Source organism: Sulfitobacter pacificus, assembly GCF_030159975.1.
GTDB lineage: Bacteria > Pseudomonadota > Alphaproteobacteria > Rhodobacterales > Rhodobacteraceae > Sulfitobacter > Sulfitobacter pacificus.
This window is the reverse complement of record NZ_BSNL01000001.1, coordinates 2,836,205-2,861,920: the sequence shown is the minus strand read 5'-3', so window position 1 is coordinate 2,861,920 and position 25,716 is coordinate 2,836,205. Positions and strand designations below refer to the sequence as shown.

22 protein-coding genes and 1 tRNA gene are annotated in these 25,716 nt (G+C 55.6%); 13 read left to right on the top strand and 10 right to left on the bottom strand.

Annotated features, from left to right (window positions below):
- Positions 1–14 precede the first annotated feature (14 nt).
- On the bottom strand, positions 15–4,130 hold the full coding sequence (locus tag QQL78_RS14400) for a helix-turn-helix transcriptional regulator (protein ID WP_284374509.1): 4,116 nt from the start codon (positions 4,128–4,130) through the stop codon (positions 15–17).
- A 292-nt stretch (positions 4,131–4,422) separates the two neighbouring features.
- Here QQL78_RS14400 and QQL78_RS14395 point away from each other — a divergent pair, with 292 nt between their 5' ends.
- From QQL78_RS14395 to QQL78_RS14375, 5 genes are all read left to right on the top strand, one after another.
- On the top strand, positions 4,423–5,235 hold the full coding sequence (locus QQL78_RS14395; RefSeq protein WP_284374508.1) for a TIGR04255 family protein: 813 nt from the start codon (positions 4,423–4,425) through the stop codon (positions 5,233–5,235).
- On the top strand, positions 5,235–5,942 hold the full coding sequence (locus tag QQL78_RS14390; protein WP_284374507.1) for a hypothetical protein: 708 nt from the start codon (positions 5,235–5,237) through the stop codon (positions 5,940–5,942). Before QQL78_RS14395 ends, QQL78_RS14390 begins: the two co-directional genes overlap by 1 nt.
- A gap of 12 nt (positions 5,943–5,954) precedes the next feature.
- Positions 5,955–6,803 (top strand): hypothetical protein, encoded by an 849-nt coding sequence (locus tag QQL78_RS14385; RefSeq protein ID WP_284374506.1) that lies wholly within the window; start codon positions 5,955–5,957, stop codon positions 6,801–6,803.
- Between the two features lie 150 nt (positions 6,804–6,953).
- Positions 6,954–7,244 (top strand): HigA family addiction module antitoxin, encoded by a 291-nt coding sequence (locus QQL78_RS14380; protein WP_284374505.1) that lies wholly within the window; start codon positions 6,954–6,956, stop codon positions 7,242–7,244.
- Positions 7,245–7,373: 129 nt separating this feature from the next.
- Positions 7,374–8,444 carry a competence protein CoiA family protein gene (locus QQL78_RS14375; RefSeq protein WP_284374504.1) on the top strand — a complete coding sequence of 357 codons (1,071 nt, stop codon included), beginning with the start codon at positions 7,374–7,376 and terminating at the stop codon, positions 8,442–8,444.
- A 71-nt stretch (positions 8,445–8,515) separates the two neighbouring features.
- On the opposite strand, the gene QQL78_RS14370 is transcribed toward QQL78_RS14375, so the two are convergent.
- The 4 genes from QQL78_RS14370 to QQL78_RS14355 all read right to left on the bottom strand — a co-directional run bounded on the left by QQL78_RS14370 (position 8,516) and on the right by QQL78_RS14355 (position 11,589).
- Entirely contained in the window at positions 8,516–10,039 is a 1,524-nt protein-coding gene (locus QQL78_RS14370) for a relaxase family protein (protein ID WP_284374503.1), read from the bottom strand.
- Positions 10,033–10,461, bottom strand: coding sequence for a plasmid mobilization protein (locus QQL78_RS14365; protein ID WP_284374502.1), 429 nt, complete (start codon positions 10,459–10,461; stop codon positions 10,033–10,035). The genes QQL78_RS14370 and QQL78_RS14365 overlap by 7 nt, the downstream gene beginning before the upstream one ends.
- A gap of 41 nt (positions 10,462–10,502) precedes the next feature.
- A complete protein-coding gene (locus tag QQL78_RS14360; protein ID WP_284374501.1) occupies positions 10,503–11,357 on the bottom strand; it encodes a hypothetical protein in 855 nt (284 codons plus the stop codon).
- A gap of 155 nt (positions 11,358–11,512) precedes the next feature.
- Positions 11,513–11,589: transfer RNA gene (locus QQL78_RS14355), tRNA-Arg, on the bottom strand.
- A 122-nt stretch (positions 11,590–11,711) separates the two neighbouring features.
- Here QQL78_RS14355 and QQL78_RS14350 point away from each other — a divergent pair.
- Together QQL78_RS14350 and QQL78_RS14345 are read left to right on the top strand one after the other, a co-directional pair.
- Positions 11,712–12,746 (top strand): LacI family DNA-binding transcriptional regulator, encoded by a 1,035-nt coding sequence (locus QQL78_RS14350; RefSeq protein WP_284374500.1) that lies wholly within the window; start codon positions 11,712–11,714, stop codon positions 12,744–12,746.
- Position 12,747: 1 nt separating this feature from the next.
- Positions 12,748–13,968 (top strand): winged helix-turn-helix domain-containing protein, encoded by a 1,221-nt coding sequence (locus QQL78_RS14345; RefSeq protein ID WP_284374499.1) that lies wholly within the window; start codon positions 12,748–12,750, stop codon positions 13,966–13,968.
- Here the strand turns inward: QQL78_RS14345 and QQL78_RS14340 are convergent.
- From QQL78_RS14340 to QQL78_RS14325, 4 genes are all read right to left on the bottom strand, one after another.
- Positions 13,948–14,721, bottom strand: a complete 774-nt coding sequence (locus tag QQL78_RS14340; protein WP_284374498.1) for an IclR family transcriptional regulator — start codon at positions 14,719–14,721, stop codon at positions 13,948–13,950. The genes QQL78_RS14345 and QQL78_RS14340 overlap by 21 nt on opposite strands.
- A gap of 45 nt (positions 14,722–14,766) precedes the next feature.
- On the bottom strand, positions 14,767–16,158 hold the full coding sequence (locus QQL78_RS14335; protein WP_284374497.1) for a TRAP transporter large permease: 1,392 nt from the start codon (positions 16,156–16,158) through the stop codon (positions 14,767–14,769).
- Positions 16,158–16,826, bottom strand: coding sequence for a TRAP transporter small permease (locus QQL78_RS14330; protein WP_284374496.1), 669 nt, complete (start codon positions 16,824–16,826; stop codon positions 16,158–16,160). The genes QQL78_RS14335 and QQL78_RS14330 overlap by 1 nt, the downstream gene beginning before the upstream one ends.
- A 110-nt stretch (positions 16,827–16,936) precedes the next feature.
- Positions 16,937–18,169, bottom strand: coding sequence for a TRAP transporter substrate-binding protein (locus QQL78_RS14325; protein ID WP_284374495.1), 1,233 nt, complete (start codon positions 18,167–18,169; stop codon positions 16,937–16,939).
- 117 nt (positions 18,170–18,286) lie between these two features.
- On the opposite strand from QQL78_RS14325, the gene QQL78_RS14320 reads away from it, so the two are divergent.
- Positions 18,287–19,885, top strand: coding sequence for a GMC family oxidoreductase (locus QQL78_RS14320; RefSeq protein ID WP_284374494.1), 1,599 nt, complete (start codon positions 18,287–18,289; stop codon positions 19,883–19,885).
- Here the strand turns inward: QQL78_RS14320 and QQL78_RS14315 are convergent.
- On the bottom strand, positions 19,882–20,574 hold the full coding sequence (locus QQL78_RS14315; RefSeq protein ID WP_284374493.1) for an aspartate/glutamate racemase family protein: 693 nt from the start codon (positions 20,572–20,574) through the stop codon (positions 19,882–19,884). The genes QQL78_RS14320 and QQL78_RS14315 overlap by 4 nt on opposite strands.
- Positions 20,575–20,745: 171 nt before the next feature.
- Between QQL78_RS14315 and QQL78_RS14310 the strand changes: the two genes are divergently transcribed.
- Genes QQL78_RS14310 through QQL78_RS14290 form a run of 5 tightly spaced genes read left to right on the top strand, consistent with a single transcriptional unit; the run spans position 20,746 to position 25,704 of the window.
- On the top strand, positions 20,746–21,993 hold the full coding sequence (locus QQL78_RS14310; protein ID WP_284374492.1) for an NAD(P)/FAD-dependent oxidoreductase: 1,248 nt from the start codon (positions 20,746–20,748) through the stop codon (positions 21,991–21,993).
- 34 nt (positions 21,994–22,027) lie between these two features.
- Positions 22,028–23,017, top strand: a complete 990-nt coding sequence (locus tag QQL78_RS14305; RefSeq protein WP_284374491.1) for a TRAP transporter substrate-binding protein — start codon at positions 22,028–22,030, stop codon at positions 23,015–23,017.
- A gap of 49 nt (positions 23,018–23,066) precedes the next feature.
- Positions 23,067–23,873, top strand: a complete 807-nt coding sequence (locus QQL78_RS14300; protein ID WP_284374490.1) for a class I SAM-dependent methyltransferase — start codon at positions 23,067–23,069, stop codon at positions 23,871–23,873.
- Positions 23,870–24,391, top strand: a complete 522-nt coding sequence (locus tag QQL78_RS14295; RefSeq protein ID WP_284374489.1) for a TRAP transporter small permease — start codon at positions 23,870–23,872, stop codon at positions 24,389–24,391. The genes QQL78_RS14300 and QQL78_RS14295 overlap by 4 nt, the downstream gene beginning before the upstream one ends.
- Before the next feature lie 2 nt (positions 24,392–24,393).
- Positions 24,394–25,704, top strand: coding sequence for a TRAP transporter large permease (locus QQL78_RS14290; RefSeq protein WP_284374488.1), 1,311 nt, complete (start codon positions 24,394–24,396; stop codon positions 25,702–25,704).
- Positions 25,705–25,716: the final 12 nt, after the last annotated feature.

Genomic DNA, 25,716 nt, shown 5'->3' with positions numbered 1-25,716 from the left:
TGCTCGGGTCCTGCTCAGTATCTTAATCTCTTGCGAATTGCGGCCTCATTGTCTTCATATTCGGCTTGACCCAGATAGCTATCTACAATCCTACGAAGCGCCAAAGCCGTATTCGGGTGGTCGTACTCCATCGAGGACGCCCACATTTCATATTTTGTCGCCAGATCCCGTTCTTGAGTCCCACCTTCGCCCCTAAAATGAGCGCCGCGAGAGTTTTTTGTACCAATATAGAAGCCCCGCGCCATGCTGTCTGTCATCAGGCGGTCCATAACTGCTCGTACACTCTCGCACGGCCAGACACCGTCAAGCCCCTCTCCAGCATGACTCAATAACTCCCCAATTCGATAGTCAGCGATGTCTAAGCGCCCTTTCTGGCTACACAGTCGACGCGCCTCAACAATCCAGTCTTCCAGATGCTTGGCGTCCACGATGCCGTTATCTCCACTTCCTGGAATCCGCTTCAGGGTGTCCAAAAGCCTATAGGCGTTACTCGCCATTGCTTCGAGGTTCTCGACGTCATCTTTGTCGGAGGTGCGGTCGTCTCGTTTGAACGCCATCTCAACTGCATCACAAAAGATGTTTGGGTTTTCAGAAACTTCTTTTTCCAGATTGGTCGCTTCCTCCTTTTCGCCCCGGAAAAGGGCCAAATATCGAAACTCCAGAAGTGCCAGCTCACTTTGGGAATGGGAATTCCTTTCCGAGAGAAGTTTGATGGCTTTTTTAATGGAGTACCCTTCCGTTGATTGGATAGCGCCGCGATCTTCTTCTGAAGTCGTCATATCAAGTAGAAGCTGGTAAAGTTGATCGGAAGTAACCGATTTCAAATCCAAATAAACAAGCTGAAAACCTGCTGCCGGTCTCTTCTTCTCCAGAAGTTTGCTGACAGCGAAGCGCAAATCCTCCTCAGAATGGTGCATCCAGTTGGGATCTACCGTTCTCCAATAAGCATCCTGGAGCTGAGGGTTGAGCTGATCAACTTCTGACCAGGTGGTCATTTCGAATGGTGCTGAACGATACAACGCCAATCGTTTGTCTTCATCAATCTGTGCCCCAAACTTAGTTATTATTTTGCAACTTTTTTCCGAGCCAATCTCGGCAAAGAATCCTCCGACTAGTTGTCGCAGTAAAAAGCTGTCCGGTAGCGGGTCTGTCGATGAAACAAACAGCACGAAGTCCGACCGATGTTTGGGGGTCGTGAGTATTGATCCAACGCACCTCCCAACTATCCATGATGCCTCTCCTAGTGAAGCAAGCTCGATCAAGCCTAGAAACCCTCGGCTTGCATAGATTTCTCTTACGGCTTCAACTCGCAGTTTTTGAATCCGCTCATCTCGCTTCCTATAGTCGACGTCATCTTCAATTTCATCCCAAGCCTCAGGCACCCAGTGCTTTCGAAAGAGCCAAGAATGTTTTTGGATTAGATCACGCGGCTCCAAAGCTTTATACGTATCCCTCGCAAGCTTGCTGCGACGGGTGTCGCTCTCTGCGTCTCGCCCTTCACGCTTCTTACGTCGCAGAGTACGCCGACTGGTTGTTCGGATTTTTTCTCTTAGCGCCGCGCGATCTTCATCACTAGCCTTTGAGCTCCAGTCTCTGACGACCTCCCACATCTTGATATTATGCTCGTCACTCAGGAAATCTTCAAAGCCGATCAAATCCAAAAGCACTTCCGTGGTATATCTTGGCCAAGTTAAAGCACTCTCGATGCAGAAGATGACAAATTCGTTTCTCTCTTTGTTGGTCGCCCCGTCTCCATAACCAAAGGCATCATCACGCCAACGTGGCTTGTGGTTTGGACTCGCAAAGCCCGGCGAAGCATCCAACTCGGCGCTGCAAATCGTCCAAGCTACATCTGGGTGGTCGGAAATCAGCCGCTTTAGAAGCGATATCCTCTGTTTAAGATTAGCTGCAGTCTGCGGCAGCCAACTGCGAAAGATCGAGCGCAGCGACTCGGCAGGCTTGTTGACCCAATTGTCATCCAGTCTTATTTTACTGAGGATTGCCAGCACTTCGACAACTCGCGGTAAGTGGCGAGGCGACCAAGCTAGGTTTTCTAACGCCCAAAGGAGCCCTGTTCGAGGGGTTCCCCCAAACAGGCCGCTTTGAGCGGGCCGTACGATCGAAAAAACTACGGGATCGCTTGTTTTGAGGTCTTTCTCTAATATTGAAAGGAATGCATCAGGCGCTGCCTCTGCATAGATGGGCAAGTCAGATGTCTGGGACTCTAGCGTGTCCGCGGTCAGCGGTTCCAAAAGTTCGCGCACAGCATTTGCACAAAGCGCCTCAGGATTTACCCCGGTCCGCTTAAGGAAAAGACTTTTCCCGTGCATCGCCAACAATGCAAGACTGTCTGCGATACCATCTCGCAGCGAAGCGCTGATGTCCCGTGTTTTGTCGTAAATATGCGCCGCCCACCGATCTTCTTCCGGCAAGTCCAGCGATGGATCACGCTCTGACAACACTAGGTCTGCGACTTCGAAAAACCGCCTTAGGTCGTCCGCACTTACCCACCTGCAAATAGCGTATAGCGCGTCAATCTTTGACACCACTCCTCGGAAACTGCCTATTGCCCAGACAGGAGGGCTATTTAGATTCAAGAGCTTGGCAAGGTGATTTTCAACTTCTTGATAGCCATCTACTCCCGCGAGTTGGCAAAGAACTATGCAATCAGCTTCATTTCTTATGTTCCATGCTCCAGCGAGGAGGAACGGGAAAAGAAATTTTGCAAGTTCGTTCTGATTGCTCCAGTCAGGGGTCCGTATCGCATCGGACGTGGACAGTCGCCGCCGAAGAACAGTTAGTGAGCGACCAGACTCGTTTGACAGTCGTGAAGTCTCATCTCGACCAAGCCCCATTTTTTCCAGACCTTGCCGAAAAGCCTCACTACTAAGCGGCTCAAGAATAATGTCTGCTTCGACACCTTCAGTAGTTCGAGGTGCGATCACGATCCCTCCAAGTCGCAGGCCCGTTTCTGAGAGTTCTTTCTCCACCTCCCGGCTAATTACTACGGGTACGAACGTGCTTGTCTTTGCAGCTAGCTTAGCGATTGCTCCTGGTTGGGTAAAAACGATCACTCGGTCCCGCAGTCTTGCAAGATCGCCTTCATCACTATTGAAGAGCGCATGCAAGAACGCGAGGCCCTCTTCAATCGAGTCTGCCGCTAGCCTTGCAGTTCGATCAGGGTTTTTCACTACGCGGTCTGCAAGCCGTTTCCCTGTGGTAGAAATCGCCTCATCAAATAGATCTGTGGTAAACGATGGTTCACAATCAGCGTTCCACTTTGTCCAACAGCGATCGAGCGAAAGCGTGCCTTCATATTCGCGCCCCGTCTCGTTCGCAAACCACGTCTGCGCTGGTAAGGACTGTTCGACCCATTGCTCAAGGTTGCTGGCGTCAAGAACTCTAACGTCTTTCCAATGCCCCTTCGATCTTCGTTCTTCCACCCACTGTTCTTTGTTCTTCCAACGATGCGGAGTAACAAACACAAATGTCATTTCTTTACGCTCTACCGCGGTTAGCGCCTTTACGCTCTTGTTATAATCTTTAGTCGCCTTTGATGTGTAGCCACTGTTCGTTCCAAACTCCCAGCCCGACTTTCCGATGGGAATCCAAGGATTACCCTCGTCAGATTCAACTAACCCGTCCCAGCCCGGGCGCTCTCCATCATCATTTCCAGGGAAGTCCACGAGCGACAACGAACCGCAGGTGCTATGGACAAGCATTCGTAGAAAGACTGCAAAGCGGGTGCGCGAGGGTATGCTTTCCGACCACTGCGTAATGTCATTTGCCTTAACCCCCAAAAAAGGAGGTACATATGGCAGTGATGACGTCGTGATTACGGTGGATGAATTGGATGGTTTGTCAAAAGCGCTTTGAAGCTCTAGCAGCCGCTTTCCATCGGCTCCAAAGGTTTTCTCCAACTTGGCCGCCATTTCTGAAGACAAGGCCGACTTGCCATTGAGTAGATTTGAAAGGGCAGGCCTCCCAACACCAAGTGCTTTAGCGGCTGCGGTAACATTGACATCCTTCGGAATGACATTTGCTTTGATAAATGGGCCTGGATGACCCAAAAAGGGGGGGCTAGACATAGCTTCCTCGCAGATATTTTTGTACTGTGTATCGTTACACAATACGCTTTGTCAATAAACTTCTAGAAAACCTCATAACCAATTGTAATTAGTAGGTTAAAAATACACCCTTTAGAGTCGTTTGAGAAAGTTTGCTGCGGAGCGGGTCTAAATTTTCAGATTGAGCGGTCAGGGATCGCAAGAGCAAGGAGCCGGCTCCGCCCCGCAGGGGGCAACGGGTGGCGCGAACAGCACGGGCCGCGCCATCAACGAATTCTTTACCGGCTAGGGTTAAAAATTTTTACTTCACACTCTACTTCATATGATGTACAAGATAGAAAAATAGGTAGAAGCAATGGGCAATCGGCACGAAGACCCTCTCTTTGGGGATATTCCCGAGCGCACGCTCCTTGGTAACGCACCCTTGGTCCGTGTCCTTGGTCAGGTGCGCTTTCCGAAGATTGTTAAGATCGCGGAAGAGAGCTACATCGCTGACTTCCAAGAGGCTATACGCAAGCAGTATCCTCATTTTCAAAGCGAAGTTGTCCAAGGTGTTGAGCTGAACCTTGCCGGACAAGAGCTACAACATCGCGTAATGAGCACGGTAATATGGCGGTTCTTCGACCCTACTCGCGTTTTACGCATTTCACTTTCTCAGGATGCGATCACTCTTGAAACAGCAAAATATGTGTCACGAGATGATTTTCTAGAGCGGCTTGGGTTCGTTTTGACATCCCTTCAGGAGACAATCGGCCCCTCTTTAGTGCAACGTGTCGGATTCCGATATGTTGATCGACTACAGGGTGAAAAAATTCTTGGGTCTTTGGATCAACTTATTCAACCTGAACTATTGAACGTTCTGCAGCCTAAGCTCACATCTAACATCGATATTTCTATGACTGAAATTACAGCAACCACTAAAGAAGGGAAACTAATTGCACGTTATGGTTTGGCTCCAATGAATTACAGCCATGACCCAGATATGGCACCGCCGGTCGGCGAGCGAAGCTGGGTGTTAGATGTTGACTCTTACAGCACTGATTGTGCGGGCCAGGACTTCAGCGCCAAAATGTTGTGTGGTGAGCTCGACAAAGTAGCTGCGCGAGCATACTCTTTCTTTCGATGGAGCATAACAGACCAATTTCTTGAGCAATTTGGAGCAAAGTAATGACACTGATGGGACATTTTCCTTTGGCGGTAGCTGCTGCGATGCCAATACCTCATGCTGCCGAGATGGGCAGTATTATCGCGCTTCCTCAACCCGAAATTGCGGCACCTTTTTCACCTACTCGTAATATCGTCCTGTACTCTGGCGATTTGCACAACGTATTTTGGCGCGACCAATATTTCGAAGCAAGTATTGCTGGCGCGCACAAACTCTCAGTAAAGGTTCAGGCAGTAGACAAATCCACAGCTGGGCTTGTGCAAGAGTTCAAGCGAGTTTCGGGACTTACCTGGGCGCAACTAGCAAGCACATTTGAAGTGTCATCTCGTGCAGCCTTCGACTGGGCATCTGGGAAGCCAGTCAATGCCAAGAATCATGAGAAGCTTGGGCTCGCAGTTGCAGCAATTCGATTTATCGACCGAGGCTCGGCTGAAGAGAACCGCAACTTACTTTTGAGTGAAGCTCAAGTCGGCCAAACCTACTTGGATATGTTTCGTTTAGGAGAACTCGAACAAGCTCAGGAATTGGCAGGTAAAGGAGCTGGACGTCCGACCTTTGGGCAAACCCTGACAGCTGAAGCAACGAAGTACAACGCTCCACGCCACTTTGGTCAAAGCGTTGAATTGTCTATTGCTTCCGACGATTCTGAGATCTTGCCTGTTCAAGAACCAAAGCTCCGAAGAGTTAAGGCTCGCCGAAGCAAGGCCTAAGGGACGTGTTCGTTGGCAGATCAAGAGAAAGCCCTATTGGACGACATTCAAGATCGCCTTGCTGAATGGCAGCAAGGCGATCTTACTTTTGACTGTGCTGAATTTCTGTTTCTCGACCAATCAGAAGACGAAAACGAACCATACGAACCGCTCTTAGATGCTGGCATTGAGGGGTGCGTCGTCATCTCACAAACCTGCGATGTTGTTCGAGATATAACAAAAATTCCAAACGTGACTGTTTGCCCACTTGTTAAGATTGACGGCCAGCGTGTTTCGGACGTCGAAAAAGGCATGGCACCAAGGTATGGGTTTCTCGCCAACGTTCCAAACGGCGTTGTTGCGGATTTTTCCCGTGCAATGAGCGTCAGCAAAAAACTACTAATTGGCTGGCAAAGGACTCGTGGCTGTACGAATGACAACGAACTCCTCGAATTTGCGACTTCCCTCGAGAGGTTTTTTGGCCGCTTCGCTTTCCCTGATAATTTCAGCGACTCACTCAGATCATTACGCTCAATAGTCTACGGAAAGCACGAGAAGAATTCAGATCTCGGTCGAGCACTAAGATCAATCCGAGAGCTTCGGGTTTACCCTCATGAGAATTGGACCAACGAAAAGTCTGTTCCTGTGACCTTCGTCCTTGTCTTAGAGCAAGAAGAAGACCGTGAACTTAAAGATCGAGATCTAATCTGGAAGGAAATTTCTGAAAAACTCAAAGCTATTGAATGGGTTGAGCCATTTTCACTTCACGAAGACGAGATGTATCTGACCACACTCATCGACATGACGGCCGCAGAATATTTGTCATCATATCCATTAGATCTAAACGCTCTGTCTTACGCACGGCGTTATATAAAGGGCTGATGTCAACCAAAAGTTCTGCCGAAAGCGAGCAGTCTTTGATTAATGGTATTTCGGCGTATTGCTTGATTGGCAATGGTGCATCGTCTTTGCTTGGACGCCGAACAGCTCTGCCGATGTCGAGATTGTCGGTTACGATTGAAAGGATATGTGATGAGCCTGCTTGAAGAACCAATGCAACCCGGTGAAGTCCTAAAAGAGCTTTACCTTGATCCCTTGGACATAGGGGCAATCGCGTTTGCGCGGCGTCTGGGCGTGCCTCGGACGCGGATCGAGCGGTTGATCAAGGGGACAACCGGGATCACGCCTGACACGGCGTTGCGCCTCGCACGTGTGTTCAACACGACGGCGGCCTACTGGGTCAACCTGCAAACGAATTACGACATGGCGCTGGCCGCGAAGGAAATCGATGTGTCTGACATTGAACCGCTAGTTGCGGCCTAGCGGGGTTAGTTTCGGACTGATGCATAAGCCAGCACTTCGGCCGCAGGTGTTTCTGCGGGATTGATTTCGCAACGACTCTCGGCGTCATTGGTTGCCAGCGCGAAACATAGAAGGGCCAGGGTAAGCAGTTTGAAGCAAGAATCAATAAACCGAGCATCGATGCCTGATGCCAATAGATATGTCATGTCGCCAGGCGGGACACTTGTCTGCATATCGGATGTCGATGCAGAAGACCGCTACGCGCACGGCCCCTACAGCTGCCTTGCCTGCGGTCATATCATGGTGCCAGCGTTAGGTCGCGTGCGGAAACACCATTTCAAGCACAAGGCCGGACGCCCGGCCGATTGCCACCACGAGACCTACCTGCACCAGCTCGCAAAAAAGATACTCTTCGAGACCATCTCCGACGCAATGGTGGCCGGACGGCAATACCCCCTCATCAGAAGCCGGGATATCGTTTGCAATCATTTTGTGGAGCCGCATGGCATTACCTGCACCAACCAACGGCTACCATTCCCAGAGGATATTGCATCACGCTTTGATCATATCGACATCGAAAAGGGCGTGAACGGATTTGTGGCTGACATTTTGCTGTCATCGATAGCCACGGGCGACAGAATGCTTCTCGAAATCGCAGTAACGCACCACTGCGATGACGCAAAGATTGCGAGCGGGTTAGACATCGTTGAGATCATGATCAAAACCGAAGATCACATCGAACAGCTCAAACGTGGCCTAGATGCCACCTCGGGCTCCGTGCAATACCACAATGCGAAAACGCTGGTCCCGATCCGACAGAACTGCACTGCGCCATGCAAGGCCAGCGGTCTTGCTCTTCTCCTCTTTCGAAATGGAAAAGCCTGGTATTCAGAGGTTCCTCTCGGAGCAGATGAATACGTCACATCAGATCCTCAACTAGTGACCTACGAAGTTGTCGATCCGAAGATAGGGCGTGGCGATCGCAATTGGTCGACAATCAAGGCATCTCTGGGAGATTTCATCATCCGACAGGCATATGACTCGGGGCAAAATGTCAGATCCTGCATGATTTGTCAGCATAATGGCGGCTGTGCGAACGATAATGACATCTACTGCATCGCAAAGGGCCGCAACATGTGGATGTCTTCGAGCGCGACGACTTGCGACGCATACTTCCCACCCCCCACATCTGACGATGCGAGAGAGCTGCTCAAGTTCTGAACACCATCAGAACCAGCTGCCCCAATCACTCGTTGGGTCGGCTTTGTCCCGTACGCAACCCTAAACTGCGCCTAATGCGTCATCCCCCGGTCCATCTCGACCTCTCGCGCCTCTAGCTCTGTCTCAACCTCACTTCGGCGGCCTTCACTAATTTCAAGCTGGTCTCTAGTTGCGTGCGCAGCCTCCCGTAGTTCGAGCCCTCGTTCAACAAGCCGTGCAACGCAGCCACGGACGCCGTTTGCGATTGAATGAGCACCGACACGCAGGCGGCCAATCCATCCATCTGGCTCTGCATCCTGGTCGTCGAGCGTTCCTCTAACCCGCTCAATTCCTTTGCTGAGACCTCGCAGGCCGTCACCAACCGCTCGACGCAGGCGAGCAAGTCGCGTTCCAAGGCTGTCAGGGGTGTCATCATCTAGTCCTCCTCGATCTTGATGCAGGTCACTGATCTGCCGCCCAGCGTGCAGGTCCTCAGGCGCGTCTTGGTCGGGTCCAGCACCAGCCATGTCCCGTCCTCCCTGTCGATCCGCGTCAGTCCCAAGTCCGTCAGCTCCGAGCTCGTTAGCATCAACGTCCAAAGCAAACTCGCCGCCATCATCAAGACGATCCCCGCCAAGAACGTCCCCGTGATCAGCCAGGGCGAGATCGTCAGCCAGCTCTTGTTCTGTCGCAAAAAGGTGCGGGTATCGATCTCGATTGTACGATGCGCGATGGTCGCAATGCTGCTCAAATCGGTCCTGAAGCTCTCGAGCTGGGATGCCATCGAGGCGGCGTAGTCCTGCCGGATCGTGTCCAGTTCCGCGTTCAACTTCTCGCTCAGCCGTGTCGGCTTGCCAGTCTTCATGGAAAATTTCTCCTTTCAAACGCCAGCGCTCGTCCGTGTCTGGATCGCGGGCGGTCAGGTATGCTTTGCCGACGCGCGGCAGGTCGTAGCCTGCGTCTGTGAGGGCATCGATCATCGTGGCGCGGTCGGTGATCAGGCCGACGCTGATCTGATCTTGCAGCCACGCGTGCAACTCGTCTCGGCCTTGGGCGCGGGTTGGGGTCTCGATGGTGTCGCGGACCTCTTGGGTGCGCTCCAACTCCATCGGATCGGCCCAACCGTGGCGCTGGTTCATCACGTCGCGCAGGCTGTCGAAGGCTTTCTGATAGCCGGGCGGCGCGATGTTCAGGCTCCGCCCCGAGGTGAGCTCCAAGCGCGGCGTGCAGAAGTGAAGTTCGACACGGTCTTCGTGGGTATGTCGGACCCAGAGCACGTCATATTGCGTCGGGTCCAGCCCCGCGAAGGCCAGACGCTCGAAGCCGTCCATGACCTCGGCTTGCTGGTCCTCGGTCGGGGCGTCGGTGGCGGCGAAACTGATCACGCCCGCGCGGTAGGTCCATTGGTGGCGGCTGGCGTCGATCAGGGCCTCGGTGCGGTCGGGATTGCCGCGCAGAACCTCCGGCAAGGGGTCCCGCGTGACGGTCATCGGCTGGCCATCTGCATCGCGGATCAAGTCTCGGTTGTCGTCGTAGGCCAGCACCTTATCCGCGACGAGGTAGCCGACTGGACCCGCGCCCGCGCCTTTGCCGTTGCGGTAGAATTTGATCAGCATCGGCGCGCGGCCTCAACGATCTGGGCAAGCTGACGCTCGACTGTTAGCAAGCGACGGGCAACGGTCAGTGCATCGAGATCAACGCGGCCCGCCATCATCGCGCGATTCAGCCAGCGGGCGATCTGGTTCAGGTTGCCGCCGATGCGCCCAACGGCCAGCACCAGCGCGGGATCGACGCGGGGGATGGGCTTGCGGCGGCGCGCCTCCGTCAGGCCCAAAGCCTCGCGCAGCAGGGTTGCAGCGGGTAGGCCAGCAGCCTCGGCCTTGGCGCGCAGCTCGGCCTTCTCCGCCGCTGTGCACCGGAAGACGAAGGTCTCGATCAGCGGCTCTTTGGTGCGGGCTTTTCCCGCGCCTGTGGGGTTCGAAGGGGAGGCTTGCCGCCCCTCGCAAGGTCCCGTGTCAGCAGCGCCAGCGTATGACATGGGTCGCCTTGCTGTTTGCTCTTCGGTGGGATCGGTTGCGGTCATGATCTGAGGCCTGCGGCTTGGATTTGGGCTTCGGAAACCATCTTCGATGCAAGCAAAGCCGTCACTTGGGTGCCCGTGATGTGTTTGCACATCGGGCTGCGATCACTGATCCAGCAGGCCAGCCGCGCATGGTGATCGGCCTCCAAAGCCTTCGCTTTCTCTCGGTCTTCGGCTTGCTTCTCGACATAGGCCTGCCAGCGCCGCGACTGAAACCAGTTGTCGGAAAAGCAAACCTTGGAGCGGGTGAAACCCGCGCTATCGGTCGAGTAGGCTTGGACGGCTTGCAGCAAGTTCTCCGGTGCGATCCCTTCCTCCACGGCCTCTTCGATCTGGGCAAGGCAGGCCGCTTTGCCGCGAAGTCGATCCGGTGGATAGGCTGCCAAAATCTTCTCAGCTTCATCATCCGCCGCCGCCTCGCGCCTGCGCGTAGGTGGTTTATGGATGGTTTTAGGATGGTTTGGGGGCCGTGGTGGCCCCGGTACCCCGGCCACAGTGGCCCCCGTACCGGGGCCAGACTGGACGGGGGCCGCTGTGGACCCCGTCTCAATCTCGGGTTCCAGCGTGGTTTCCAGCGCTTCCACCTTGGCTAGGTCGATCCGATAAACGACGGTGAAACCGTTCTTGCAGGTGCGTGCTCCGGTCTCGACTAGGATGCCTTCCTTCAGGAACTCACGCACCGTTCGCTTGACCGTGGTCTCTCCCAGCTCGGTATGACGCTGAATTGTGCCCTTGGAACACCAGATGCCAGACCCGTCATCGCTCGCCTTGTCCGCCAGAAACATGATGATCTGCTTGCGTGTCGCGCTGCCGAACTTCCGTTCCGCGCATGTGTTCGCGACCCGCCAACTCATTGGAACACCCCCAAAGGCGCAAAGACGTGCGAATTTTGTACAGGTTTTGTACGAGATTTCCGCCGTTTCAGCAGAATTCGGCGCGAAAGCTCGCGGGACTTTCTGCAAGCTTCCGCACAAAGCCCTGCAAATAAGCCATATTTTTCAGGCAGTTTTGGTGACCCCGGCAGGATTCGAACCTGCAACCTGCCCCTTAGGAGGGGGCTGCTCTATCCAGTTGAGCCACGGGGCCACGCATCGCGGTGTTTAACCGACCAAAGGAAGCTTGTCATCGTCCCATTGCGGCTTTGCTCCCTGCTTGATCGCAGCATAGAGTTCACGCTAACTGGTAGCTGAACAAACAAGGTGCCCAAATTGACCTCTCCTGCCAAACGTCCGCTCACCCTTCGCGATGTCTCTGATGCCTGCGGGGTGTCGGAAATGACCGTCAGCCGCGTCTTGCGTAACCGGGGTGATGTGTCTGACGCCACCCGCAGCAAGGTTTTGGCAGCGGCCAAGGAGTTGGGGTACGTGCCCAACCAGATCGCCGGGTCGCTGGCGTCGCAACGGGTCAATCTGGTGGCGGTGATCATACCGTCCCTGTCCAATATGGTGTTCCCCGAAGTGCTGAACGGGGTGAATCAGATCCTTGAGGATACGCCGCTGCAACCTGTTGTCGGGGTGACCGATTACATGCCCGAAAAGGAAGAGCGGGTGCTTTATGAAATGCTGTCTTGGCGCCCGTCGGGTGTGATTATCGCGGGGCTGGAGCATTCGGAAGCAACCCGTGCGATGTTGTCGAATGCGGGTATTCCGGTGGTCGAGATTATGGACACAGATGGCAAGCCGGTGGATGCGATGGTGGGGATTTCGCACCGCCGTGCCGGGCGCGAGATGGCCAATGCGATCCTGAAGGAAGGGTACGAGCACATCGGTTTCCTGGGCACCAAAATGCCGCTGGATCACCGCGCACGCAAACGGTTTGAGGGGTTCACAGAGGCGCTGGCCAAGGCCGGTGTAGAGATTGAGGACCGGGCGTTTTATTCGGGTGGATCGGCACTGGCCAAGGGGCGCGAGATGACGCAGGATATGCTGGAGCGCTCACCTGATCTGGATTTCCTATACTATTCCAATGACATGATTGGGGCAGGGGGATTACTGCATCTGATTGATCAAGGGATAGATATCCCGGGTCAGATTGGGCTTGCCGGGTTTAACAATGTTGAGTTGTTGCAGGGGTTGCCGCGGCAATTGGCAACCATGGATGCCTGCCGGATTGAGATCGGGCAGGCGGCGGCGCGGATCGTGTTGAACCAGACGTTGGATGAGCCGAATGCAGATGTGCCGCAGCAAGTGACCCTGACGCCGACACTGTCCTTCGGGGATACGCTGCGCCGCCGCCGTCGCTAGGATGCTACGGCTTGACAATGCACAGGCAAGGCGGGTGTTTCTAGACCGGCACAGGCTGGCCGAGGTGCCACAGGGTGGCGCGTCCGGGAATGACCTTCTGTCACTGATTGAAAGCCTTGGGTTTGTGCAGCTGGACAGCATTAACACCGTGGCACGGGCGCATGATCTGATCCTGTTTGCGCGCCGGCCAAGGTATCGGCCTGCGGCGTTAAAGACGCTTTATGAAAAGCAGCGGGCCTTGTTTGAACATTGGACCCATGATGCGGCGGTGATCCCGATGGCGTTCTATCCGCAGTGGCATTTGCGCCGGAAACGGGATGCAGAGCGGTTGCGGCGACGTTGGCAAAAGGACCGGCGCGCCGGGTTCGAGGCGCAGTTTCAGGTAATTCTGGACCAGATCAAATCTGAAGGACCGGTATGTTCGGGGGATGTAGGCAAGGATGAGACGCGCGGGTCGGGCGGCTGGTGGGACTGGCACCCGTCCAAGACCGCGCTGGAATATCTCTGGCGTTCAGGTGCGCTATGTGTTGTCGGGCGGGACGGGTTCAAGAAACGCTATGACCTGACTGAACGGGTGTTGGAAAAACATCTGTGTGACGATCTGCATGTGCCGGATGAAGCCGAGACAGTTGATTGGTGCTGTGCGCAGGCCTTGGCACGGTTGGGGTTTGCCACACATGGTGAGTTGGCGGCGTTTTGGGCGCATATCACCCCGGCAGAAGCGCGCCAGTGGTGTCAGCGCGAACTGGCTGCGGGGCGGTTGGAGCAGGTGGAGATCATCGGCGCGGACGGCAGTGTAAAACTGGCCTTTGCGCGGCCCGGATTGGATGAAGATCCGGCATTGGGCGTGGCACCGACAAACCGGCTGCGAATCCTGAGCCCGTTTGACCCGGCGCTGCGCGATCGCAAGCGGGCAGAACGGTTGTTTGGCTTCACTTATCGGATCGAGGTGTTTGTGCCGGAGCCACAGCGCAGCTTTGGCTATTATGTGTTTCCGATTTTACAGGGCGATCAGATTGTCGGGCGTACCGATATGAAGGCGTTTCGCGATCAGAACGTGCTGCGCGTCAAGGCGCTGTGGTCCGAGGGGAAGGTCCGCTGGGGCAAAGCGCGGCAGGCGGCACTTGAGGCAGAGTTGGAGCGGGTGAAACGGCTGGCCGGGGTCGAACAGGTGGTGTTCGAAGATGGTTGGATGCGCGGATCAGCTTTGCATCATCTCTGACAGATCCTGTGCGGCGCGGCGCAGCCGATCCAGATGGTTTTCAAGATCCGATATGCTGACCCGCTGATCCGGTGCATGCAGCGAGATGGTGGACATCAGCCGCCCCAGATCATCGCGGATCGGCACGGCAACCGCGACCATGCCGTCCATGAACTCTTCGTTGTCGGTTGAATAGCCACGTTCCCGAATGGCCGATATTTCAGACATTAACGCTTCAGCTGTTGTCAGGGTTTTATCGGTATGTGCCTCCAGCGCGGCCGAGGAGAGAAACTTGGCCAGATGGCGCGGTGACAAAGAAGAGAGGTACATCTTGCCACTGGCGGTGCAATGGAACGGGACGGTTGTGCCGATGGGCAGCTGGATGCGCAACGGCCATTTGGTTTCGACTCGGTCAATATAGAGCATGCCTTCGCGGTCTGCTGTGGCGATGTTGCAGGTTTCGCCCACCTCATCGGTCAGCGCATGCAGCACGGCAAGGCGGGCCACGCGGATACGGGAGGACGACAGAACATTGGCCGAAAGTTTACGCAGCCGTTGGCCTGCAGAATAGGACCGCCCGTCGACGTCACGTTGCAGGAAACCCTCTTCTTCCAGCCGATGGAACAGGCGGTGCACGGTTGGTTTGGGCAGGCCCAGCACCTCGTTTGTGGCGGTGGGGGTCACGGGAATCCCGACGCGCGCGACCTCTTCCAGCAGCAAGAGCAACCGCAGATTGGTTGGAATCGCTTTGTCAGATTCACGCGCGTCGGGCATTTTGATGGTCTCACTTCTTCACTGGTCTGCCGGTGGCAAAGACCTTTATCCACCTCCACCTGACAGAATTTCAAAGATTCCACCACCCGGCAGCAGGGTCTTTGACAGGGATGGCATCAGCGCGACACAGAACCAGACCGAAATCAGGGCGATCAGATACATCGTTGCATAGCGCAGCAGGCGGAAATAGGGCACCCCCGTCACCCCCGAGGCGACATAGAGGTTCAACCCGTAGGGTGGCGTGATAAACCCGATAGAGGCACCGACCAAAAAGATCACCGCAAAATGGATCGGATCAATGCCGACCGATACGGCAATCGGGGCCAGGATCGGGGCGAGGATGATCGTGACGGGCAGGGATTCAAGGATCATGCCGGTGACAAATACAATCGCCATTGAAGTGAATAGCACCGCGTAATAGCCGCCCATGCCGGTCACAAAATCACCGATGGTTTCCTTGGCCCCCAGCGAGGAGAGCACTTGCTGCATGGCCACTGACACTGCAATCAGCGGCACCAGAATGCCAGTAATCTGCGCTGAACGTGATACGATGGCTGGCAGGCTGGGCAGGGTGAACCCTTCGACGACGATCATCGACAGCAGGCTTTTCTCGGTGACAGGCTGATCCGGGTCGCTGCCCATCAGTTTGTTGATCGGAAAACAGATCAATCCGACGATGATACAAAAGCCGACGGTCACGCCAGCGGCCTCTGTCGGGGAGAATTTGCCGGTATAGATGCCCCAAAGCACCAGACCGATGGCAAAGAAACCCAACCATGCCCCCACTGCGGTTTTGAAAACGCGCCAAGGTGACAGGGTGATCAGGAAGCCCCAGCCGTTGACCGTGCAGATGATGAAGGCGGCGGTCATCATGCCCAGCACCATCAGCGCACCCGGCACGATACCCGCGATGAACAGCTCCGAGATTGGCAGGTTCATCAAAAAGCCATAGACGATAAAGATGATCGAGGGTGGGATGATGATACCGACCGTGCCCCCCGCGGCAGCAGTGGCCGCAGAGAAACGTTCGTCATAGCCCCCCTTGACCATTTCGGGATGCAACATCGAACCAATGGTGGCCGTGGTGGCAGAGTTCGAACCCGAGATGGCCGCGAACAATCCGCAGGCCGCAATTGCTGCCATGGCCAGACCGCCGCGCAGCCAGCCCAGACAGGCATAGGCAAAATCCGAGAGCCGCCGGGCAATGCCGGACTGGTTGATCAGATCCCCTGTCAGGATGAACAGCGGCATCGCCAGCAAGGCAAACCCCTTGTTAAAGACATTCAGCAGTTCATTGCCGGTATTGTCCAGCGGCAGACCGATGACAAAGCTACAGCCGATGACCCAGTAAAAGATGACCAGCAACACCGGTGTGCCGAGCATAAAAAACAGCGTCACAGCCAGTGAGATAAGTGTGACCCATGTACCGTCTGACATCAGACTTCCCCCCCGATAACCGCTGTTTGAATGATCTCATTGCCGGATCGGTAGTTTCGCCAATCGTCCAGCCAATTGCCGACAACGCGGCCTGACATCAGGATAAAGGCAACCGGTACAGTGATGTAGAACCACCATTTCATTGTATTATCGATGCCATCGACCAGCTGGAAGTTATCGGCGGAATAGGCGGTGAACCGCAGGGAGGTTGTGATGGCGATCCAGCAGAAACCGAACCACAAAACACCATCCAGCGTCAGGGCGGCCATCTGGCCTGTCGGCTTCATCTTGGCGCGGAATTCGCTGAAACTGAGGTGGGTGCGCAGGCGGACGTTATACGAACAGCCAAACCATGCCATGATCATAAACAGGAACGGGGGCACGGTGGTGGAGCCTGACCATTGGCTGGAAAAGATAAACCGGTCGATGACGCCCCAGAAGATGATTGCGGCAATCATCAGATAGGTTGCAACGGCGATGCCGCGTTCCAGATGCCGGTCCATGAATGGCAATCTTTTGAAAAATTGATTGGCCAGAATGCCCCCGATCAACGTGACAAAGAAACAGAAAATCCACATGCCGTCAGTGTAGAAAGCATCACGCATTTCCCATGCGCTCCCGGCAAAAATCGCGGGAATGACGGCTCCCGCTTCGGCCCAAATTGACATACCCGATCCTCCCTAGAATGCCTGACCTGCGCTATTCTCCCGATAGCGAAGCCAAAGGGGCCGGCCCCCGAAAGAAGACCGGCCCCTGATTTTAGCCTAATCTGGCCCTATTATGATTTCCACCAGCGACGCGGTTCAACATTTTCCGGTAGGGTATCTGCGGGCAGGGTGCGCACTGAGTCATAGATTTCCTGATAAGTATCGTGACCGCCTGACCAACCGTTAAGCCGCTCGCGCCATTGTTCCCACAGCTGCGGCTGATACTCGGGCGAACACATTTCCTCGGCCTTTTTGATCTCTGCATCAGAGAGGAAGGCGTTGCGTACATTGTTCTGGGCAAAGATGGTGCCGGGCAGCTGTGGGTCGGACTGGCCCACTGTTTTGACCAGTGCGGCCTCGTTTGCCGCCTGCACATGGACCTGAGCAAGATAGGAAGATTCCATCACCGCATCCTGCAATTCACCGCCAAGTGAATCAAAGGCTTTGGCCGACATCGCGGTGTGTTCTGTGCCGCAGAAGAAGTTCAGATGCACAGATTGGGACACCACGGGGGACATGTTGGCGTAGGCCACAGCAGAGGCCCATGTTTCCGCCCCATCAATCAGGCCCTGCTTCAGGCCATCGAGGGTTTCTTCCCATGCCACCGGAACCGGGTTCAGGTTCATTGCTTCCATTGCGATCCGGCCCAGCTGGGTGCCGGTGACGCGGTTCTTGGTACCGGCCAGCTGTTCAACGGAGGTCACCGTGTCCTTGTCTTCCCAGGCCAGACCCAGCTGAATGCCGCGCAGTTCGGCATGTGAGAATAGAAATTTCAGCCCGTGGCGTTTCTCATAGGGTTCGCGCAGCAGCTTGGCTGATTCTGGTGAATAGAGGAAATGATACTGATCCGCGCGGTTGCGGAACATATAGGCATAGTCCAGCACGTTCAGGTAAGGCGCGCCACCGGCAGAGTTTTGTGTGGAAGCTGCATAGATGTCGACGATACCCTGCTGCGTCTTTTCAACACAGGATGTCTGGCCACAAATCTGGTTGTCGCCGATGAATTCGACGCGGATCTCACCGTCTGTGCGGCTTTCCAGATCGCGGGCGAATTCAAGGCAACCTGCACGTTCAATCAACAGGTTACGTTCGTTAAATCCGGCGGCACCGAATTTGAATGTGAACTTGGCTTCTTTCTTGAAGCGCTTGTCGTAGGACGATTCTGCTGCGCTTGCCAGATTGGCGAGGCTCATCGCGCCGCCAAAGCTGCCCGCGGCCAGCAGTGTGGATGACATGCCGTATTGCCCTGCAACCCTGAACAGGTCGCGCCGCGAAATGCCGCCTAGTTTATCCGATACTTTCATTGTGTTCCTCCCAGCTGAAGTAGTTCGTCAATTAATGAGACTTTTAGTTTCAAAAAACACTAGCGAGAAAAGCTGCTTCTGTATAGAATTTTCTTTACCTAGCGGGAGGGATGCATAATGGACGCCGACTTTATCATTGTTGGTGCAGGGTCTGCGGGCTGTGTTCTGGCAAATCGGCTGAGTGCGGACCCGAGGAACAAGGTGATCCTGTTGGAGGCGGGGGGGCGTGACCTGAACCCGTGGATTCACATCCCGGTGGGGTATTTCAAGACGATCCATAATCCGAAGGTGGATTGGTGTTACAAAACCGAACCTGATCCGGGGTTGAATGGCCGTTCTATCGAATGGCCACGCGGCAAGGTCTTGGGGGGTTCCTCATCGTTGAACGGGCTGCTTTATGTGCGGGGGCAACCACAGGATTATGACCGCTGGCGTCAGATGGGGAATACCGGTTGGGGCTGGGATGATGTTCTGCCGCTGTTCAAACGTGCAGAGAGGAACGAGCGTGGCGCGGATGCCTATCACGGGGATCAGGGGCCGCTGTCGGTCAGCAACATGCGCATCCAGCGTCCGATCACCGATGCCTGGGTCGCGGCAGCGCAGGCGGCGGGATATAAGTTCAATTCAGATTACAACGGGGCGGATCAGGAAGGAGTGGGGTTTTTCCAGCTGACCTCTCGCAACGGGTGGCGCTGTTCGGCGGCGGTGGCTTACCTCAATCCCGTCAAGAAACGTCCGAACCTGCGGATCATCACCCATGCGCAGGTCGATAAGGTTGTGATCAAGGACAGGCGGGCCACAGGGGTGATCTATACCAACCGCCGTGGGCAGCAGCAGACGCTGAGCGCACAGTGCGAGGTTATCCTGTCCGGTGGTGCGATCAATTCACCGCAATTGTTGATGTTGTCGGGTGTCGGACCAGCGGAACATCTGGGCGAATACGGCATCACAGTGGAGCAGGATGTGAATGGTGTTGGCAAGAACATGCAGGACCATCTGCAGGCGCGACTGGTCTATAAGACGCATGAACCGACGCTGAATGATGAAGTGTCCTCGCTCTGGGGGCAGGCAAAGATCGGATTGAAGTTTGCGATGTTCCGGGCCGGTCCGATGACCATGGCCGCCAGCCTTGCAACGGGATTTCTCAAAACCCGTGATGATCTGGAAACACCCGACATCCAGTTCCACGTTCAGCCCCTGTCGGCAGAGAACCCCGGCAAAGGGGCGGACAGGTTTTCGGCCTTTACCATGTCGGTGTGTCAGCTGCGCCCCGAAAGCAAGGGCGAGATCAGATTGGCCAGTGGGGATCCGCGCAGCTATCCCAAGATCATTCCCAACTATCTGTCCACCAAGACCGATTGCGATACCATTGTGGAAGGGGTGAACATCGCCCGCCGGATCGCGCGCCATGCGCCGCTGACCTCCAAGATATCGGAGGAATTCCGGCCCCATCCCGGTCTGGACATTGAAAATTATGACGAAACGCTGGGCTGGGCCCGCAACAATACCGCGTCGATTTATCATCCGACGGGCACTTGCAAGATGGGTCAGGGTGCGGACGCGGTTGTGGATGCGCGGCTGCGGGTGCATGGCATCGCGGGACTGCGGATCGCGGATTGTTCGATCATGCCGGAAATCGTGTCGGGCAATACCAATGCACCAGCGATCATGATCGGGGAAAAGGCCAGCGATCTGATTCTGGAAGACGCGCGTTAAAAACTGCGGGGGGTCAGCCCGGCGTGAAACCAGCGCAGATAGGTATAGATGGTGAAGACGGGCCGCCCTGTGGCCCGTGCAATGTCAGCGCTGTAGGGCACCATATTGGTGCATTCCAGAATGATTGCGCCGACTGTCGGATCCTGCGCCACAAGCGCCTGTGCCGCCGCCACCATTTCGCGCCGTGCTGCGGTCACATCCAGCGTTGTTTTATTGCCAAGGATTGAGGTTGCGAAACTGCTGCCCTCCATCCCCTGTATCGGTGTCCCTGCCGGTACACCTGCGGCCGTCAGATGCGCGGGGGTCAATGTCGTGGCAGAAATGGTCAGCACGCCCAGCCGCTGATCTGGTGCCAGCATGGGGGCGATTTGCCCGGCCTGCTCCAGTGCCGAGGCCGCGACCGGAACGCCCAATGCGGCCGCCAGCCTGGGACGGATCAGCGCCAGAAAACCACAGGTGGTTGCGATGCCCCGGCACCCCTGGGCCACCAGATCACGTCCAATATCAATGAAGGATTGTACAAAAGGTTCGATGTCATCGCAGACAATCGCCTGTGGCGTCGCGTCTTTCACCACGCCGTAGCGGACGGGAAAGGGCCAGGTTTGCGCATTTCCGACATCCCCGAGGATGCGTGGGAAACGGGTATCGAGCATCAATATTCCCAAGTTCGCCGGGGTGTTTTCCTGCATGTTCAATCCTTTGGCTGTGGCGGAACTATTGCGCAGCCGAGGGGCGTGGAACAAGGGAAAATGAAAACGATGACAATTTGTAAACATTTTGTTGATGTTTGGTAATTCCATGGCATGATGCCGCTGGGGAGAATCAAAATTGCAAAACCATTTCAGACTTGAGGTGTGCGGATGACGCGCCATGTTGCTGTCATAGGGGCGGGGATCGTTGGTGTTTCTACCGCGATATGGCTGCGCCGTGCTGGCATTGACGTCACGGTCATTGACCGTGGCGCGCCGGGGTCGGGCACGTCCCATGGCAACGCGGGTGTGCTGGCAGCCTGTGCAATGGTGCCCGTCACCAGCCCCGGTCTGATCACCAAGGCACCGGGCATGTTGCTGAACCCGGATTTCCCGTTGTTCATGCGCTGGGGCTATCTGCCCAAGCTGCTGCCGTGGCTGCGCAAATATGTGGCCCACGCCAATGACGCGGATACGCGGCGCATCGCACAGGGGTTGACCCCGATTGTGGGTGACGCGGTCGAGCAGCACAAAAGCCTCTGTGATGATCTGGGGCTGGGTGATTGGGTCAGCGAAAGCGACTATTGTTTTGCCTATGCTAACCGCGCTGCGTTTGAAGCTGAAAGTTATACTTGGGCGCTGCGTAAAGAGGCCGGGTTTACCCCGATGCTGATCGAAGGGCAGGAGGTGCGCGACTATGAACCGGCGCTGGGCCCGGACCTTGGCTTTATGGCGATCATGAAAAACCACGGGTTTATCCGCAGTCCCGGTGGCTATGTTCAGGCGCTGGCGCAAGCGTTTGAGGGGATGGGCGGCACGATTTTGCAGGCAGAGGTCAAGGATTTCGACTTGAGCGGCGGCGCGGTGTCAGCGGTTCACACCACCCAAGGCACGGTGCACTGCACAGAGGTGGTGCTGGCCACGGGTGTCTGGTCAAAACCGATGATGGCCAAACTGGGCCTGAACGTACCGCTGGAATCGGAGCGTGGCTATCACATTGTGTTTGAGGATGCGACAGGTGGTCCCGCGCGCCCGACCATGGTTGCCAGCGGCAAATTCGTGGCAACGCCGATGGAGCAAGGTGTGCGCTGTGCCGGTATCGTCGAATTCGGCGGGCTTGAGGCAAGGGCATCGAAAGCTCCGCTGGCATTTTTGCGGCGTCATGCGGCCAAGGCTTTTCCGAACCTCAAAGCCAAATCCGAGGTGGAATGGCTGGGCCATCGTCCGGCCACCAGCGACAGCCTGCCGTTGATCGGGCAGGTGGGTGACACCAAGGTGTATACCGCCTTCGGCCATCATCACATCGGCCTCACCGGTGGCCCAAAGACAGGGCGTTTGGTTGCCGGGCTGATCGCGGGGGCGCAGGTGAATACCGATCTTGCGCCTTATCACCCGCAACGCTTTTCAACGAAGACTTAGACGGATGAAGACCAAAATCAAAAGGGAGACGACAATGAAACTGACAACAAAACTGATGACAGGTGTGGCAACTGCCGCTGTGGCGCTGAGTGGCGCATTGCCTGTGATGGCGGGTGAAAAATGGGATATGCCGATGGCTTATTCCGCCTCCAACTTCCATTCCGAGAATGGCGTTGAATTTGCCAATTGCGTTGCAGCTGGCACCAACGGCGATATTGAAATCACCGTACATGCGGGCGGGTCGCTGTTTGCAGGCGCGGATATCAAACGGGCGATCCAGACAGGTCAGGTGCAAATCGGCGAGCGTTTGCTGTCCGGCCACCAGAATGAAAATGCCGTTTTCGGCTTTGATTCTGTGCCCTTCCTCGCGCCGTCATTCGACGACAGTGCCAAGCTGTTCAAAGCAGCCAAGCCCAAGCTGGACGAGGTGCTGGCCGAGCAGAACCTAACCATGCTTTACGCCGTACCATGGCCGCCACAGGGTCTGTACTTCAACAAAGAAGTGAACAGTGTTGAGGACATGGCTGGCACCAAATTCCGCTCTTATAATGCGGCCACGGCCCGTCTGGCGGAACTGACTGGCATGTTGCCCGTGACCATTGAAGCGGCGGAGCTTTCACAAGCCTTTGCCACTGGTGTGGCAGAGTCGATGGTCTCCTCCGGTGCGACGGGTTACGATCGCAAGGTCTGGGAAAGCCTGTCACATTTCTATGAGGTCGATGCCTGGTTGCCCTATAACTATGTGATGGTGAACAACGACGTTTGGACGGATGTGTCTGACGCCAACAAAGCGGCGATCACAAGCTGTGCAGATGAAGCGGCAGCGCGTGGTTTGCAGGCGTCCAAAGATTATACCAAGTTCACCATGGATGGTTTGGCCGAAGGTGGCATGACCGTTGGTCCAGCGGGCGAGACGCTGATGTCTGGTCTGCGCGAGATCGGTGCGACCATGACCTCTGAATGGCTTGAAGCAGCAGGTGAGGATGGCGCGGCCATCGTCGACGGCTTCAAGGCAATGCAATAAACGCATGTAGCAAAAAGGTAGGGCCGCGTTTGCGGCCCTATTTGCCAATATGACATATGATGCATTCATAAACGCTGAACGGACCGGCTGGCATGAGAGGGCAGAGGTTTATGCCACTCATACCGCACGGGTGACCTTGCAGATCGTTCCTGCATTGCTTGACGCATTGGGGTTGCGCCCCGGCATGCGGTTGCTGGATGTGGCCTGTGGTCCCGGTTATGTCGCGGGTGCTGCGGCGGCGCTGGAGGCGGAGGTCACGGGGGTGGACTATGCCGCAGGGATGATTGATGCCGCAAGACGCCGCTTTCCCGGTTTGAATTTTGATATTGCTGACGCGCAGGCGCTTCCGGTCGCGGATGGTACCTTTGATGCGGTTGCCTGCAACATGGGACTGTTTCACATGGGGGACCCCGCGCAGGCCATGCGAGAGGCTGCGCGCGCGCTGCGCCCCGGTGGCCGCTTTTGCTTTAGCCAATGGACAGCGCCATCCGATTCACCGCTTTATGCGGCGTTGTTCGAGGTGCTGAAAGAACATGCGGATATGAGCCGTGCTGATCCGGCACCCGACGCCTATGCGCTGTCTGAGCCGCAGAACGTGACAAGGATGATGGAAGACGCGGGTTTTGCAGAGACCCGAACACGGCGGTTGGATACTGTACTAATCGCCACGGGCCCGGATTTCTTTGACTTTTTCATGCAGTTTGGCGTGCGTGTACCGCTGATTGTCGCGGCGCAAGAGCCCGATGTTCAGCAGCGCCTGCGCGACCGCATCAATGCCGCCATGACATCGTTTCAAACGCCAACAGGTTTTGAGGTACCCATGCCCAGCCTGATTTATACAGGGACCAGACAATGAAAATTCTCCGGCGTGTGCTTGATTTTCTATACAATGCTGCGGGTGTGATTGCCGCGCTTTGCCTGATTGCAATCCTGTCTTTGATTGTCGCCCAGATGATCGCCCGCTGGACCGGCGAGATCTTTCGCGGGGCACCGGATTATGCAGGCTATGCCATGGCTGCGGCCAGCTTTTTCGCCTTTGCCAGCGCGTTGAACCGGGGTGCGCATATCCGCGTTTCGATCTTGCTGAACGCGGTGTCGCCGCGTCTGAAGTACATCTTGGAAATCTGGTGTTTCTCGGTGGGGGCGGCCATTGCGTGGTATTTTACCTATTACGCCTATTGGTTCGTCTATTGGTCCTGGAAATTCAAAGAGGTCAGTCAGGGGCAGGATGCAAGCCTGTTGTGGATCCCGCAATCGGTCATGGTGATCGGCGGGGGGCTGTTGGCGATCGCGCTGACGGACAATCTGATCCATGTGCTGCTAAAGGGCAATCACCGTATTGTCCGTGACACTGTTGAAAGCCACGGGGAATAATCATGACAGAACTTTACGCTATTGCGCTGTTTCTTTTCGTCCTGTTTTTGCTGCTTGGCACGGGTGTCTGGGTTGGTCTGGCCCTGATGGGGGTTGCATGGGTCGGGATGGAGTTGTTCACCACACGCCCGGTTGGTGACGTGATGGTCACCACGATCTGGGCTTCGTCCTCGTCCTGGACCTTGACGGCGCTGCCGCTGTTCATCTGGATGGGGGAAATCCTCTATCGAACGCGACTGTCCGAAGACATGTTCAAAGGTCTGTCGCCATGGCTGGCGCGTTTGCCGGGGGGCCTGGTGCATACCAATATCGTGTCCTGCACCGTGTTTGCAGCGGTTTCCGGTTCTTCTGCTGCGACGCTGACCACCGTGGGTAAAATGGCGATCCCCGAACTGCGGGCGCGCAATTATCCCGAGAAGATGGTGATCGGCACACTTGCCGGTGCGGCAACCCTTGGTCTGATGATCCCGCCATCGCTGGCATTGATTGTTTACGGGGTGACAGTAAATGAAAGCATCACCAAGCTGTTCTTTGCCGGTGTCTTTCCCGGTCTTGTGCTGGCGGGCATGTTCATGGGCTACGTCGCCTTGGTCAGTTTCACCTCCAAGGAATGGAACCCCTCAGTTGAGAGCGGGATGAGCTTTTCCGAAAAGGTAGCGAATTCGCGTTTTCTGTTGCCGGTTTTTGCCCTGATCACCGTTGTTATCGGATCGATGTACGCAGGCCTTGCCACCGCGACCGAGGCGGCGGCCATTGGTGTGATCGGCGCGCTGGTTCTTGCGCTTTTGCAAAAATCCCTGACATGGGACAGCTTTCGCGAAAGCCTGATGGGGGCGACGCGCACTTCTGCAATGATTGCGCTGATCCTTGCGGGGGCGGCCTTCCTGAAGCTGTCGATGGGGTTCACCGGTTTGCCGCGGTCACTGGCCGATGGGATTGCCGCGATGGAGCTGACACGGTTCCAACTGCTGATGGCACTTTTGGTGTTCTACATTATCCTTGGTATGTTCCTTGACGGGATTTCCGCCATCGTGCTGACCATGGCTGTGGTCGAACCGATGGTACGCAGCGCGGGCATTGATCTGATCTGGTTCGGGATCTTTGTAGTTGTGGTTATCGAAATGGCGCAGATCACACCGCCTATCGGGTTCAACCTATTTGTTCTGCAAGGCATGACGGATCATGAAATGGGCTATATCACCCGCGCGGCCCTGCCGATGTTTGCCATTATGGTGCTGATGGTCTTTGTCCTGATCTGGTTCCCCGAGGTTGCGACATGGCTGCCTGAGAACATGCGTTCGGGTCCGGGTTAAGGGGCATGACAA